Below are 13,328 nucleotides of genomic sequence, written 5' to 3'. Positions count from 1 at the left end.
CAACGGAGTACGACATGTCCGATAAACATCTGTCCAGCCAGTTCGACGCCGACCTGAACCTTGTTTCGTCGAAGGTGCTCGAAATGGGCGGCCTCGTCGAATCGCAGATCGTCGGCGCGATGCAGGCGCTCAACGAATTCGACCTCAACATCGCCGAGCAGGTCATCGCGGCCGAAGAGCGTCTGAACAGGATGGAAGTCGAGATCGACGAGGAGTGCAGCAACATCATCGCGCGCCGTCAGCCGGCCGCGCGCGACCTGCGTCTGCTGATCGCGATTTCGAAGACCATCACGAACCTCGAGCGCGCCGGCGACGAAGCCGAGAAGATCGCGAAGCGCACCAAGCGTCTCATGGAAGACGGCGCATCGCGCACCATCAACATCGCCGAGATCAAGCTGTCCGGCGAACTGGCGGTGTCGATCCTGCGCCGCGCGCTCGACGCGTTCGCGCGTCTCGATACGGTGGCCGCCGCGCAGATCGTGCGCGACGACAAGGCGATCGACGACGAATTCCGCGCGTTCGTGCGCAAGCTGATTTCGTATATGACCGAAGATCCGCGTTCGATCTCGGTAGGCCTCGACTTCCTGTTCATCGCGAAGGCGATCGAGCGGATCGGCGACCACGCGAAGAACATCGCCGAATTCATCATCTACATCGTGAAGGGCACCGACGTGCGGCACCAGTCGCGCGACGCGCTCGAACGCGAAGCACTCAGCTAATCCAGAGAAAAGGAACAGAGGTGCCGATGCCCAGCAGCATTCTCGTCATTGAAGATGAGCCCGCCATTTCCGAACTGATTTCGGTCAATCTTCAACACGCCGGACACTGCCCGATTCGGGCGTACAACGCGGAGCAGGCGCACAACCTGATCAGCGACGTACTGCCCGACCTCGTGCTGCTCGACTGGATGTTGCCGGGAAAATCGGGCATTTCGTTCGCGCGCGATCTGCGCAACAACGAGCGCACGAAGCATATTCCGATCATCATGCTGACCGCGCGCGGCGACGAGCAGGACAAGGTGCTCGGCCTCGAGATCGGCGCCGACGACTACGTGACGAAGCCGTTCTCGCCGAAGGAGCTGATGGCGCGCATCAAGGCGGTGCTGCGCCGCCGCGCGCCGCAGTTGACCGAAGACGTGGTGGCGATCAACGGCCTGAAGCTCGATCCGGCCACGCATCGCGTCGCCGCGCATGCGGAAGGCAGCGAGATCAAGCTCGATCTCGGTCCGACCGAATTCCGCCTGCTGCATTTCTTCATGACCCACCCGGAGCGCGTGCACAGCCGCACGCAGCTGCTCGACCAGGTATGGGGCGATCACGTGTTCGTCGAGGAGCGTACCGTCGACGTGCACATCAAGCGCCTGCGCGCGGCGCTCAAGCCCGCGGGGTGCGATGCTATGATTGAAACGGTTCGCGGCAGCGGCTACCGGCTGGCGAAGAGCGCCTGATAGCCGCGGCGGCGTACCCGCGCCGTCACCTCTTTCCAGCGCTGTTTTCTCTTCGATCGCTAGACCATGAACATCATCTGGGCGCGCTCCATCGTGTCGGTCGTGCTGCTTGCTGTTCTGTGCGTGGTGGTCGGCGCACTGGTGAACGTGAAGGCGGGACTCGTCCTCGCGATCGTCATGCTGCTCGCGCAGAGCATCTTCAGCACGTTTCACAAGCAGCGCCTGTGGCGTCTGCTCGACGCGCCGGTGTACGGCGAAGTGCCGAGCGCCCCCGGCATCTGGGGCGAAATCTACTACCGTCTGCACAAGCTCGCGAAGCGCTGGCACGCGCAGGTGCGCCAGGTCGAGCAGCAGCATTCGCGTTTCATCCAGGCGATCCAGGCATCGCCGAACGGTGTCGCGATGCTCGACGATCACGATCAGATCGAATGGTGCAACGCGATTTCGGAGAGCCACTTCGGGCTCGACGCGAAGCGCGATCTGCGTCAGCACATCACGCATCTGGTGCGTCACCCCGACTTCGTGCGTTATCTGAATTCGCATCGTTACGAGGAAATGCTGATCATGCGCGGTATGGGCGAGAAGCGCCAGAACGTGCTGTCGGTGCAGGTGTTTCCTTACGGCGACAATCGCAAGCTGGTGCTGTCGCAGGACATCACCGAGCTCGAACGCACCGACGCGATGCGGCGCGACTTCGTCGCCAACGTGTCGCATGAACTGAAGACGCCGCTCACCGTGCTGTCCGGCTTTCTCGAGACGATGCGCGAGCTGCCGTTGAGCGAGACCGAACGCGCGCGCTATCTGGAGCTGATGGAGCAGCAGGCGGCGCGCATGCGCCATATCGTCAGCGATCTGCTGGTGCTCGCGAAGCTCGAAGGCGACAACAAGCCGCCGAGCGATCAGATGATCGACATGCGCGCGGTGCTGCGGCATCTGCGCGATGACGCGCAGAGTCTTTCCGGCGATCATCACCGGATCGTTTTCGATACCGACGAGGGGCTCACCGTCACCGGCGTCGAAACCGAAATTTTCAGCGCATTCGGCAATCTCGTGACGAACGCGATCCGCTATACACCGGATGGCGGCTCGATCAAGGTAGGCTGGCATGCGCAGGGCAACCACGCGGTGTTCACGGTCACGGACAGTGGCCTCGGCATTCCGGCCGCCGATATTCCGCGGCTCACCGAACGCTTCTATCGCGTCGACCGCAGCCGTTCGCGCGACACCGGCGGCACCGGTCTCGGTCTCGCGATCGTCAAGCACGTGCTGCAGCGGCACGATGCGCAGCTCGACGTGAAGAGCGAGGAAGGGCGCGGCAGCACGTTCACCGTGCGCTTTCCGGTGTACCGCACCGCGCGCTGCCAGGCGGCGCCAGCTTGAGCGCCGCGGTTTGACCGCGGCGGCTTAACTACGAACAGAACTTCGCGAGCAGACTCATCTGTGCGTTGCGCGACGATTTACCCGGCCGCCGCCGCCGGTAGTGCCCATCGCTTTGCATCAGCCACGCGGACTGGTTGTCGCCGAGAAACGCCGACAGACCTTCCGCGATCACGCGCCGCTTCAGGCGCCGGTTGTTGACCGGGAACGCGACTTCGACGCGCCGGAACAGGTTGCGGTCCATCCAGTCGGCGCTCGACAGATAGACCTGCTCCTTGCCGCCGTCGTAGAAGTAGTAGATGCGGTGGTGTTCGAGGAAGCGCCCGACGATCGAGCGCACCGTGATGTTCTCGGAGAGCCCCGCCACGCCCGGTTGCAGCGAGCACACGCCGCGCACGATCAGATCGATCTTCACGCCGGCCTGCGACGCCTCGTAGAGCTCGGCGATCACAGTCGGCTCAAGCAGCGCGTTCATCTTCGCGACGATGCGCGCCTTCTTGCCGGCGCGCGCATGCTCGGCTTCCTTGCGGATCGCCTCGACGAGCTTCGGATGCAGCGTGAACGGCGATTGCCACAGCTCGTGCAGCTTCAGCTCGCCGCCGATGCCGGTCAGTTGCTGGAATACGTGGTGCACGTCCTCGCAGATCTTCTGATCGGCGGTCATCAGGCCGAAGTCGGTATAGAGGCGCGCGGTGCGCGGATGATAGTTGCCGGTGCCGAGGTGCACGTAGCGCTTGAGCGTCGTCTTGCCGCCCGCCGATACGCGCCGCACGATCAGCATCATCTTCGCGTGGCACTTGTGGCCCACCACGCCATAGACGACGTGCGCGCCGACCGCTTCGAGCTGCGCGGCCCAGTTGATATTGGTTTCCTCGTCGAAGCGCGCGAGCAGCTCGACCACCACCGTGACTTCCTTGCCGTTGCGCGCGGCCTGCATCAGCGCGTCCATCAGCGGCGAGTCGGTGCCGGTGCGGTAGATGGTCTGCTTGATCGCGACCACGTTGGGGTCCTTGGCCGCCTGCAGCAGCAGCTCCAGCACCGGCTGGAAGCTCTCGTACGGATGATGCAGCAGCACGTCGCCCTGATCGATCACGTCGAACATGCTCGCCGCGTTGGCGATCTGCGGCGGCGTCGACGGAATATGCGGGACGAACTTCAGATCGGGCCGGTCGACCATCTCGGGCAACTGCATCAGCCGCACGAGGTTGACGGGGCCGTTCACGTAGTAGCAGTCCTTGTTCGACAGGCCGCTTTCGTCGAGCAGACGCCGCACGACGTGCGCGGGCGTTTCCGCCGACACTTCGAGCCGCACCGCGTTGCCCAGATGCCGCGCCGGCAGTTCGCCCTGCAGCGCGACGCGCAGATTGGTGATTTCGTCCTCGTCGACGAACAGTTCGCTGTTGCGCGTGATGCGAAACTGGTTGCAGCTGCGCACGACGAGATTCGGAAACAGCTCGCCGACGAAGCGCTGCAACAGCGAGCTCAGCAGCACGAAGCCATGCGGATAGCCCGACAGCTCCTGCGGCATGCGCACGAGCCGCGGCAGCGCGCGCGGTGCCTGCACGATGCCCATCATCGCCTGACGGCCGAACGCGTCCTTGCCTTCGAGCTCGACCACGAAGTTCAGGCTCTTGTTGAGCACGCGCGGAAACGGATGCGCGGGGTCGAGCCCGATCGGCGTGAGCACCGGCAGCAGTTCGTCGAAGAAGTAGTTGCGCGCCCATTCGGTCTGCGCGTCGCTCCACGCTTCGGTGCCGTGGAAATAGATGCCTTCCTGTTCGAGCGCGGTGAGCACGGTGTCGTGCAGCATCGTGTACTGGCGATGCACGAGTTTCTGCGCGCGCTCGACGACGAGGTCGTACACGTGCTGCAGCGACATCCCGTCGGGCGACAGCGCGCCGGGGTTGTCGCGCATCTGTTCCTGAAGGCCGGCCATGCGGACTTCGAAGAATTCGTCGAGATTGCTGCTGGTGATACAGATAAAGCGGAGGCGTTCGAGCAGGGGAACGGCTGGGTCGGCGGCTTGCGCCAACACGCGCTCGTTGAAACCCAGAATGCCCAGCTCGCGGTTCAATAAGGGATAGCGGACGGACATCGGCAGCGAGATTGGAATGTCTGGAATGGAGACGGAAAAACCTTCAGAAATTCTCACAGTTTGATGACGCCGTTATGACACTCGAGCTATTTCAAGATTTTATGCCGCAATCGTCGCCTGTCGTCAATATGACGCACGACGTATGCGACCATAGCGGGTCTCCCATCGCAGCGAGGTGACACCGTGAGGTCCGCTACGCTTAAAATGGCGTCTTTGAACAGCGCGGCCGGCCGCGACGCGCATCCCGCGTCGAGGTCGCCGGGCCGGCGAGCGGCGCTTCCCGCGTCCGCAGCCACGCCCGCGGTTGCTGCCGCCGCGCTCGCGCGCATGGAGTCCGCTTACCCGATGGTCAATACCCCCCAACTCCTCGCCGCCGTCGATCTCGGTTCGAACAGCTTCCGGCTGATCGTGGGCCGGGTCGAGGAAACCGACGCGGGCAGCCAGATCTATCAGGTCGACGCATTGCGCGAGCCGGTGCGCCTCGCCGCCGGTCTGTCGCGCGACAAGATGCTCGACCGCGCGTCGCAGGTGCGTGGCTGGGACGCGCTCAAGCGCTTCGGCGAGCGCCTGCGCGACTTTCATCCCGACCACGTGCGCGCGGTCGCGACCAATACGCTGCGCATCGCGAAGAACGCGGGCGAATTTCTCGGCGAGGCGCAGGCCGCGCTCGGTTTTCCGATCGAAGTGATCGCCGGGCGCGAGGAAGCGCGCCTGATTTACGCGGGCGCCGCGCACTCGGTGCCGGCGAGCGCGGGCAAGCGGCTCGTCGTCGATATCGGCGGCGGTTCGACGGAATTCATCATCGGTTCGCATTACACGCCGATCCAGATGGAGAGCCTGTACATCGGCTGTGTGAGCCATAGCCGCGCGTTTTTCCCGGCCGGCAACGTCGACGAATACACGATGCGCCAGGCCGAACTCGCGGCGCGCCGCGAAATCCAGATCATTTCCGCCGAGTACAAAAAAACCGGCTGGGAGCAGGCGATCGGCTCGTCGGGCACCGCGCGCGCGCTCGCCGAACTGGTCGAGGCGAACGGCTTCAATGACGCGGGTATCACGCACGGCATTTCGCGCGGCGGCCTCCAACGGCTCAAGCGCGCGCTGATCAAGGCCGAGAACGTGAACCGGCTGAAGCTGGTGGCGCTGAAAAGCGACCGCGTGCCGGTGCTGGCGGGCGGTCTGTCGATCATGATCGCGGTGTTCGATGAACTCGGCGTCGATTACGTCGACACCACCGACGGCGCGCTGCGCCTCGGCGTCATGTACGACCTGCTCGGCCGCTCGCAGCATGAAGACATGCGCACGGTGACGGTCGAGGGCTTCATGCGCCGCTACGGCGTCGATCGCGCGCAGGCGGGGCGTATCAGCGAACTGTCGATGAGCTTCTACGACCAGCTCAGCGAGCCGGACGGCGCATCGGGCGACGCATCGGACGACGATCGCCGCGCGGAAAACCGCATGTTCATCGGCTGGGCGGCGGCGCTGCATGAGATCGGTTTGTCGATCTCGCACAGCGCGTACCACAAGCATTCGGCCTATATCGCGAGCAACGCCGACATGCCGGGCTTTTCGCGCACCGACCAGGCGCGCGTCGCCGCGCTCGTGCTCGGCCATGCGGGCAAGCTCGGCAAGCTCTCGCAAACGCGCGACGTCGAATGGCCGCTGCTGTTCTGCCTGCGGCTCGCGGCGCTCCTGTGCCGCCGACGCTCGGATGTCGGCCTGCCGTGGATCTCGGTCGCGCAGGTGAACGGCGGCTACGAGGTGCGTCTGCCGAACGGTTGGGTCGTCAACAATCCGCTGACCGACTACAGCCTGATCCAGGAGGCGGCGGAATGGGAGAAGGTCGGGATTCCGTATCGCGTCGTTTATACCGACGATTGATGCACGGTCCCCGGTATGTGCTTCGGCGCGTGCGTGAGGCGCCTCAACGAGAAAAAGCCCGGCAAAAATGCCGGGCTTTTTCATTTTGCCGCGCCGCTCGGCAATCGCGACCGGTCACGCTCAACGCGACAACGCGTCGCCGAGGAAGTGACGCGCGTAGCGCGCATTGATCTCGGACAGGCGAAACAGCGTCAGAAAATCCGCGGTGTTGAAATCGGGATCCCATGCGGGCGCGCCGCAAATCTTCGCGCCGAGGCGCAGATAACCCTTCACGAGCGGCGGCGGAGCGACCGCGGCGCTCGTCTGTAAATCGTCGACCGGCAACGGCGTATGCGCAAACGCGCGATATTCCGGCGCCGTCAGCGCGCTCTCGCGCAGCGAGCAATAGAGGTTCGCTGCATAGTGGCCGCCGTCGACCATCGCGACGCTCGCGCAGCCGAGCATCGTTTCGTAGCCGTTGTGCTTCATATACGCGGCGAGCCCCGCCCACAGCGACATGATGACCGAGCCGCTGCGATAATCGGCATGCACGCACGAGCGGCCGACCTCGACCATCTTCGCGCGCAGATGCGTGAGACGCGACACGTCGAACTCGCTTTCCGCATACAGACGCCCGATGCGCGCCGCCTGGTGCGGCGGCAGCGCGCGATAGGTGCCGACCACCTGCAGCGTGTCGAGATCGCGCACCAGCAGATGGTCGCAATACGAATCGAATGCATCGACGTCGAGGCCCTTCGGGCCGGTCAGGCGCGCGCCCATTTCGTCGGCGAACACGCGGTAACGCAGACGCTGCGCCTCGCGCAGTTCCTCATCGGTGCGCGCCCACGACACTTGCAGGCGATGCTGCGCGGTGACCGTTTCCTCGGCGCGAGGCAAACGGCGCGATTCGAGCAGCGAGGCGAAGGGCAGGGTAGGCGTCGGCAGTTCTCGCATTGGCGGTCCTGATCGAAAAAAGGGGGATTTCTTTTTTCGCCAATGTAGTAATGCGTGGTGACGCTTGCATGGCAAAGCCGTGACGATTGGATGACTGCCCGTAAGCCGCGTGCGCGAGTGTTGTAATGTCGGACGCGTCGCCCAGGGCGTGTATTCAGATCAGATCGGGACTGATGGCCGCACGCAACACAGCCTGTTGCTCGCCGTCGCGCTCACGGCTCGCGATCCACCAGATGCCGGCTTTTTTCAGCGGCCAGCTCGCGCGGCTGTCGCCGATCAACTGCGCGGCCACGTGACCGAGTGTCGGTTGATGTCCGACGATCACCACGGTCTGCGCGATGCCGTTGGGCCAGCCGGCTGCTTCGAGCACATCGTTCGCGCTTGCGTTCGGCGCGATTTCACGCACGACGCGATACTGGTCGGTCAGTGTCTCGGCGGTCTGGATCGTGCGCACCGCGGGGCTCGCGAGCACGAGCGCGTCGTCGGGCAGACGGGCGCGCAGCCATCGGGCGGCGCTTTGCGCCTGCTTGCGGCCGCGCGTGGTGAGCGCGCGGGCGAGATCGCTGGAGGCGACATCTTCGGCTTCGGCGTGACGCCAGAGGATCAGATCCATGCGTGTCTCCTTATAGGGCGGCGGGTTCGTGGCCCGTTGCTGAATGTGCGCGAGCACTGTGGCACGTGTACCCGGTGATCTGCAAGCCGGGTGCCTGGCTTCGCTCCCGTGTGGCGACATGATGGTTGCACGGCACCAGAAATGAGAAAGGGGTTACAAGCCAATGGCTTGTAACCCCTCGTTTTTCGTGGTCGGAGCGATAGGATTCGAACCTACGACCCTCTGATCCCAAATCAGATGCGCTACCAGGCTGCGCTACGCTCCGACGAATCAGAGATTGTACGGGGTATTGGATAAGAGCGTCAATCCCTCGGTCTATATGCGTCCCATCAACAGCAGAATGATGACGATGATCAGCACGACACCGACGAGACCGGTTGGCCGGTAGCCCCAGCCGCTGCTATACGGCCAACTGGGCAGCGCGCCGATCAGCAGCAGGATGAGCACGATAAGCAGGATGGTTCCGAGGGTCATCGCCGTTCTCCTTGTTTGTGGGTCCATGAGGTCGCTGGCTGTGGAACAGCAACGTGTGTGCCCATGAAGAATGACAATGACGATGGATACCGGGCCCGTTCGGGAGCGCGCGGGGGTGACGAGGTGATACGTCGCCGTTGAAGGGGAAGGAAAACGTGGCGTACGTCGTATGCGTATCGCTGCCCGTTGGCGCGATGCACACCGCGAAGTAGATGCAGGCGCCATGCGATCAGTGCACGGCAGTCGGCGGGCGGCAACCGGCGCACCTGTCGAGGCGCCGATCGCCGCATCGTTCATTGGAAACGAAATTCGGGCACTGCGGCATGGCGGTGCCGCGCCGTTATGAGCCGCCGAAGCTCAATGCCTCGGCACGCACCGCGAAACGCGGCATTCGACCCACACCACCCTCAATGCCGCGGACGTCTCCAATGCGGCATATGCAGATGCTGATGCGTCAGCCAGTGATGCAGCATGCCCTCGCCATCGTGTTCGCGTTTGTAGGTGCGCGATTCGAAAACCGACAACGCGACCAGCACGAGCAGACCCACTGCGAGCCCGATCAGACCCGCGATCGATTCAGCGTCCATGGCAGCCTCCTGAAACATGCGACCATGATCTTATAGTAGGCCACGTCTGGCGAAATCTCACGAAATGGGCGGGGTGGCGCGCGGCGGCATCGCGGAGCGCATTTTGCGGGTAGACTCTCGGCGCGCCGGCGGATGGCTGCCCATCCACCTTCTTTCCCATCTTTTATCCCGGAGACGACTGCTGATGATCCGTGTTTTGACCATTGCCCTGCTGCTGTCGGCGGGCGCTGCCGGCTGTGCTGGCAATCCGTCCGCCCATCACGGGGCGCCGCCGCAGGATCCCGCCGATTATCACGGCGTGCCGACCGACGATCGGCCGCCTTCGATGCTCCCCGCGCCCGCTGCGGAATAAGCGATCCTCGCACGCGGCGTCGCGTTCGGCGGCACGTGAAGTCGGCTGGGCAACTGCAACGTGAATGGATGTGGATGCGGCGAGAGGACGGCGACGAAGCGAAGGGAAATGAAGGCGAAGCACCGGCGCGGGCACGCCGGCACTTCTGACCCGTGCCGACTGTTCGCGCGGAGAGCACGGGCTGAAATCATTCTAGGACGCGTCCGATAGGTGATATGTATGCGCTTGTTTCAAGCCGTAACCGGCTGTCGCCATACAAAGAGCCGACGAAACGCGGCGCGTGCTGATTGCAGCGCCAGCGGCGCGAGCCGACGTTGCCGCGATAAAGAGATATTCGACACAAACGGATACCGCGGGATGGGCACCGGAACGCGTGCGCCATGCATCGCCAATGGTGCTTCGCAAGCGCCACCGGCAAGGCAACGCGCCGCGGCCTGCTACGCCGCCGCGATCCCCCGTGCGACGCCCGGCAGATAACGCGCCAGCGTAATGCCGCGCGCGGCCATGAAGAGCAGCAGCGCGATCCATAGTCCGTGATTGCCATGCAGCGCGAGCAGCGGCGACGACGCCGCGACGAACACCGCAAGCGACATCACCATCGACACCATCAGCTCGCGCGTGCGCGTCGCGCCGATAAACACGCCGTCGAGCAGAAAACTCCACACCGAGATCACCGGCGACAACGCCGCCCACGGCAGATACGTTTCGGCCGCGGCGCGCACGGCGGCCTGATCGGTGAGCTTCCCGACGATCCACGTGCCCGCGCCCCAATACACGAACGAGAACCCGAGCGCGCCGAGCGCCGACCACAGCGCCGTTACCTTGACCGCCTGCGCGAACGCATGCCGGTCGCGCGCGCCGATCGCCGCGCCGACGAGCGCTTCGGCCGCATGCGCGAAGCCGTCGAGTCCGTATGCCATGAAAGTCTGGAAATTGAGCAGCAGCGCGTTCGCCGCAAGCGTCGCGTCGCCTTGCCGCGCGCCGAGATGCGCGAACCAGCCGAACGACGCCAGCAGGCACAGCGTGCGCATGAAGATGTCGCGATTGAGCACGACGAGCCGCTTCAGCGCCGCGGCATCGAACAATGCCGCGCGGTTCAGCGCGGGCAGACCGCGCGGCCGGCCGCGCCACAACAGAGCCAGGCCGAGCACGAAGCCGAGCGCGTCGGCCGTCGCGGCGGCCGTGCCGATGCCGGCCACGCCCCAATCGAACGCGTACACATACAGCAGCACGGCGACGATGTTCACGCTGTTGATGAACACCTGCGACAGCAGCGCGAGCCGTACCCGCTGCGTGCCGATCAGCCAGCCGAGCACGACATAGTTGCCGAGCGCGAGCGGCGCGGCCCAGATGCGCGCATGGCAGTAGATTTGCGCATGCCGCTGCACGGCGTCGCTGCCGCCGATCAGACGCAACGCGTAGCCGATCAACGGCTGCTGCACCAGCAATACTAATGCGCCGATCGCGGCCGCCATCAGCAGCGCGCGCACGACGGTGTCGCGCAGCTCGTCGTCGTTGCCCGCGCCGTGCGCCTGCGCGACGAGGCCGGTCGTACCCATGCGCAGGAAGCTGAAGCCCCAGTACACGAAGCTGAAAAAGAGCCCGCCGAGCGCGACGCCGCCGAGATACGACGCGTCGTCGAGATGGCCAGCGACGGCGGTATCGACCGCGCCGAGGATCGGCTGTGTCAGATTGGCGAGGACGATCGGAAATGCGAGCGCCAGCACCCGCCGATGCCAGCGCACCGGCAGCGCGGCCGCGCTGGTTGCTCTCCCACCGTCGACTTCGGGTACCCGGGCCTCGGGTACGGCGTCGCTCAAGAGCGCTCCTGCACGCAGACCCACGGCGACACGACCACCGCCCACAGATCGGGGTCGCGCGTGGCGAAATCGGCGGCAGTCTCCGACTGCACGCGCTCGACGAGGCCAGCGGACAGCCATTGCGTGACCTGGGTGGTGTCGTCGTTGGCGATCGCTTCGGCCACGCTCACCAGATCGAGGTCGCGCGCGACGCGCAGCAACATGCCGCGCGCAAAGAAACGTTCGAGTTCGCTCCAGCCGATCCTGGCGGTTTCGCCAAGCAGCTTCGTGTACAGGGGGCTCTGGGGGGCGTCGTTGGAAGTCATCGTAAGCGGGGTCGGACGGGGCCGTAACTATAAACCATCGGTGCGAGTCGCCATGGCTGAGTCGGATTCTGAACCTGCATGTCAGCGGATTCAATGGGCCAGATAGTGGGATGTACCGCGTGATGCAAGGACAGATATTTATCATCGGATTAAACCAACGGTAAATCCGTATCAATATCGGTTGATGATTTGTCGGTTGATTTGCCGTATTATTATTTCGCTATTCGCGAATTTTGTTGTGATGAAATAAGAATGTTTATTCGGAGGCGGCGAGAAGACTAATCGATCTGTTACGTGCGTTGGCGCACCAAGTTTATATGAGCGACAGGAATGCGCGTTTAAGTCTCGCATATTAGTGAAAATCGGCCAGAAGCTTTTCCTCAGGTGTTTTGCAACCGCTTTCCGCGAACATGGGCAGCGCGTTTGCTGGCGTGCCATTCGCGCAATCCGGTTCGCATCTTTTAGCTGGATCCGTTATCGGCCGCGCGGCGCATTTAGACGGTTCCATTCCGACATTTCCGATTCACGAATTGCGTAATCCGTACGGCATGTAACATTGACTGCAAAATTAATGGATTGCAGTTGTAAATGCGGATTGTTAGATTTCGTTCTGGCGCATGGTGAACCGGTCCTTTGCCGATATGCGCCGAACCCCCGTTAGCCCGGCCTTGCGCCGGGCTTTTTTTCGAGTAGATTGGCACCGGATTTCTAGCCGGTTTTTCGAAGGGTTCACCACGGATTCACACGTGCGACGGATCATGGCGGATTATTTTTCGTCGCGCGGCTTATGAGCTGGTTGATCCTCTTTCTCGGTATGTGGCCGATCGCGCTTGCGTTGCTGCTGCGCTTCGCCGCGCGTATCGATCCGAGTTCCGGGCGCTGGCGCTGCCGCCAGGCGGCGAATCTGGTCTGGCGCGACGTCTGGCAGCAGTGTGGCCGTTACTGCTTGCAGCGCACCACCATCGACCGGTTCTTCACGTTTGCGCCGAAAATGCCGCCGATCGAGCCGCCCGAGGTCGCGCCGTTGTCGACGTCTTTCGACACCACGTCATATCCGTAATTGCCGCAGACTTCGCCCGCGCGCTTGTAGCATTCGGCCCAGCTCGTGCTCGCGTCGCTGCCGCTGCAGTTGATCGCGAAGCCGGTGTCGCCGCTCGGCAGATAGGTCATCGTGGTGGTGCTCGAGCAGCCGCCGAGGCCGCCGAGCGTCAACAGGCCAAGACCGATCGTCGCGGCCGTCGCGATGCTCGCCAATGCGCTCTTCATTTCAGATTCCTTGCAAATAACGGGAGGGACGTGGCGCGCAGCCACGCCGCCTCGAATTGAGCGTTTATAGCACGCCGGGTTCCCGAGCCCGGTTTGCCGTGCCTGGATGTAGCACCCGCGGGACCTGATGCTTGGCCGCGTACGGGCGCATACGCGGCACGTGTGCCACCGCGCGCGC

The 13,328-nt window shown here is 63.8% G+C and carries 13 protein-coding genes and 1 tRNA gene; 5 read left to right on the top strand and 9 right to left on the bottom strand.

The window, feature by feature from the left end; translation table 11 throughout:
• Positions 1-14: 14 nt before the first annotated feature.
• The 3 genes from phoU (at position 15) to phoR (ending at position 2,827) form a co-directional block, all read left to right on the top strand.
• A complete protein-coding gene (gene phoU, locus QM685_RS05545; RefSeq protein ID WP_415113537.1) occupies positions 15-719 on the top strand; it encodes a phosphate signaling complex protein PhoU in 705 nt (234 codons plus the stop codon).
• A 26-nt stretch (positions 720-745) separates the two neighbouring features.
• Positions 746-1,447: a phosphate regulon transcriptional regulator PhoB gene (gene phoB, locus QM685_RS05540; protein WP_008922879.1), complete on the top strand. Its 702-nt coding sequence runs from the start codon at positions 746-748 to the stop codon at positions 1,445-1,447.
• Positions 1,448-1,513: 66 nt separating this feature from the next.
• Positions 1,514-2,827 carry a phosphate regulon sensor histidine kinase PhoR gene (phoR, locus tag QM685_RS05535; RefSeq protein ID WP_415113534.1) on the top strand — a complete coding sequence of 438 codons (1,314 nt, stop codon included), beginning with the start codon at positions 1,514-1,516 and terminating at the stop codon, positions 2,825-2,827.
• A gap of 28 nt (positions 2,828-2,855) precedes the next feature.
• Here phoR and ppk1 read toward each other — a convergent pair whose 3' ends face one another.
• Positions 2,856-4,919 (bottom strand): polyphosphate kinase 1, encoded by a 2,064-nt coding sequence (ppk1, locus tag QM685_RS05530; protein ID WP_415113532.1) that lies wholly within the window; start codon positions 4,917-4,919, stop codon positions 2,856-2,858.
• A gap of 204 nt (positions 4,920-5,123) precedes the next feature.
• Between ppk1 and ppx the strand changes: the two genes are divergently transcribed.
• Entirely contained in the window at positions 5,124-6,800 is a 1,677-nt protein-coding gene (gene ppx / locus QM685_RS05525) for an exopolyphosphatase (RefSeq protein ID WP_415113530.1), read from the top strand.
• A gap of 120 nt (positions 6,801-6,920) precedes the next feature.
• Here ppx and QM685_RS05520 read toward each other — a convergent pair whose 3' ends face one another.
• The 5 genes from QM685_RS05520 to QM685_RS05500 all read right to left on the bottom strand — a co-directional run bounded on the left by QM685_RS05520 (position 6,921) and on the right by QM685_RS05500 (position 9,407).
• Positions 6,921-7,733 carry a GNAT family N-acetyltransferase gene (locus QM685_RS05520; RefSeq protein WP_415113528.1) on the bottom strand — a complete coding sequence of 271 codons (813 nt, stop codon included), beginning with the start codon at positions 7,731-7,733 and terminating at the stop codon, positions 6,921-6,923.
• A gap of 154 nt (positions 7,734-7,887) precedes the next feature.
• Positions 7,888-8,346, bottom strand: a complete 459-nt coding sequence (gene sixA, locus QM685_RS05515; protein WP_415113526.1) for a phosphohistidine phosphatase SixA — start codon at positions 8,344-8,346, stop codon at positions 7,888-7,890.
• 188 nt (positions 8,347-8,534) lie between these two features.
• Positions 8,535-8,611 (bottom strand) — tRNA-Pro (locus QM685_RS05510).
• Positions 8,612-8,661: 50 nt separating this feature from the next.
• Positions 8,662-8,820, bottom strand: a complete 159-nt coding sequence (locus QM685_RS05505; RefSeq protein ID WP_415113524.1) for a DUF3309 family protein — start codon at positions 8,818-8,820, stop codon at positions 8,662-8,664.
• 407 nt (positions 8,821-9,227) lie between these two features.
• The gene (locus QM685_RS05500) at positions 9,228-9,407 is read right to left on the bottom strand and encodes a hypothetical protein (RefSeq protein ID WP_415113522.1); all 180 of its coding nucleotides are present in this window, start codon (positions 9,405-9,407) and stop codon (positions 9,228-9,230) included.
• A gap of 184 nt (positions 9,408-9,591) precedes the next feature.
• Between QM685_RS05500 and QM685_RS05495 the strand changes: the two genes are divergently transcribed.
• Positions 9,592-9,759, top strand: coding sequence for a hypothetical protein (locus QM685_RS05495; protein ID WP_415113520.1), 168 nt, complete (start codon positions 9,592-9,594; stop codon positions 9,757-9,759).
• Between the two features lie 437 nt (positions 9,760-10,196).
• On the opposite strand, the gene QM685_RS05490 is transcribed toward QM685_RS05495, so the two are convergent.
• The 3 genes from QM685_RS05490 to QM685_RS05480 all read right to left on the bottom strand — a co-directional run bounded on the left by QM685_RS05490 (position 10,197) and on the right by QM685_RS05480 (position 13,150).
• A complete protein-coding gene (locus QM685_RS05490; protein ID WP_415113518.1) occupies positions 10,197-11,579 on the bottom strand; it encodes an MATE family efflux transporter in 1,383 nt (460 codons plus the stop codon).
• Positions 11,576-11,884: a DUF2288 domain-containing protein gene (locus tag QM685_RS05485; protein ID WP_415113516.1), complete on the bottom strand. Its 309-nt coding sequence runs from the start codon at positions 11,882-11,884 to the stop codon at positions 11,576-11,578. Before QM685_RS05485 ends, QM685_RS05490 begins: the two co-directional genes overlap by 4 nt.
• A 939-nt stretch (positions 11,885-12,823) precedes the next feature.
• Positions 12,824-13,150, bottom strand: a complete 327-nt coding sequence (locus tag QM685_RS05480) for a hypothetical protein (protein ID WP_415113514.1) — start codon at positions 13,148-13,150, stop codon at positions 12,824-12,826.
• Between the last annotated feature and the right edge of the window lie 178 nt (positions 13,151-13,328).

It is taken from the genome of Paraburkholderia sp., assembly GCF_047605525.1.
Lineage (GTDB): Bacteria > Pseudomonadota > Gammaproteobacteria > Burkholderiales > Burkholderiaceae > Paraburkholderia.
The sequence above is the reverse complement of the archived record's forward strand: the minus strand, read 5'-3'. Positions and strand labels throughout refer to the sequence as shown.

What these genes read in the sequence shown, in the direction of transcription:
- QM685_RS05500 (WP_415113522.1), bottom strand. Translation starts at nt 9,407, where the DNA reads ATGGACGCTGAATCGATCGCGGGTCTGATCGGGCTCGCAGTGGGTCTG.
- QM685_RS05495 (WP_415113520.1), top strand. Translation starts at nt 9,592, where the DNA reads ATGATCCGTGTTTTGACCATTGCCCTGCTGCTGTCGGCGGGCGCTGCC.
- QM685_RS05485 (WP_415113516.1), bottom strand. Translation starts at nt 11,884, where the DNA reads ATGACTTCCAACGACGCCCCCCAGAGCCCCCTGTACACGAAGCTGCTT.
- QM685_RS05520 (WP_415113528.1), bottom strand. Translation starts at nt 7,733, where the DNA reads ATGCGAGAACTGCCGACGCCTACCCTGCCCTTCGCCTCGCTGCTCGAA.
- ppx (WP_415113530.1), top strand. Translation starts at nt 5,124, where the DNA reads ATGGCGTCTTTGAACAGCGCGGCCGGCCGCGACGCGCATCCCGCGTCG.
- phoU (WP_415113537.1), top strand. Translation starts at nt 15, where the DNA reads ATGTCCGATAAACATCTGTCCAGCCAGTTCGACGCCGACCTGAACCTT.
- phoB (WP_008922879.1), top strand. Translation starts at nt 746, where the DNA reads ATGCCCAGCAGCATTCTCGTCATTGAAGATGAGCCCGCCATTTCCGAA.
- sixA (WP_415113526.1), bottom strand. Translation starts at nt 8,346, where the DNA reads ATGGATCTGATCCTCTGGCGTCACGCCGAAGCCGAAGATGTCGCCTCC.
- QM685_RS05505 (WP_415113524.1), bottom strand. Translation starts at nt 8,820, where the DNA reads ATGACCCTCGGAACCATCCTGCTTATCGTGCTCATCCTGCTGCTGATC.
- phoR (WP_415113534.1), top strand. Translation starts at nt 1,514, where the DNA reads ATGAACATCATCTGGGCGCGCTCCATCGTGTCGGTCGTGCTGCTTGCT.
- QM685_RS05480 (WP_415113514.1), bottom strand. Translation starts at nt 13,150, where the DNA reads ATGAAGAGCGCATTGGCGAGCATCGCGACGGCCGCGACGATCGGTCTT.
- ppk1 (WP_415113532.1), bottom strand. Translation starts at nt 4,919, where the DNA reads ATGTCCGTCCGCTATCCCTTATTGAACCGCGAGCTGGGCATTCTGGGT.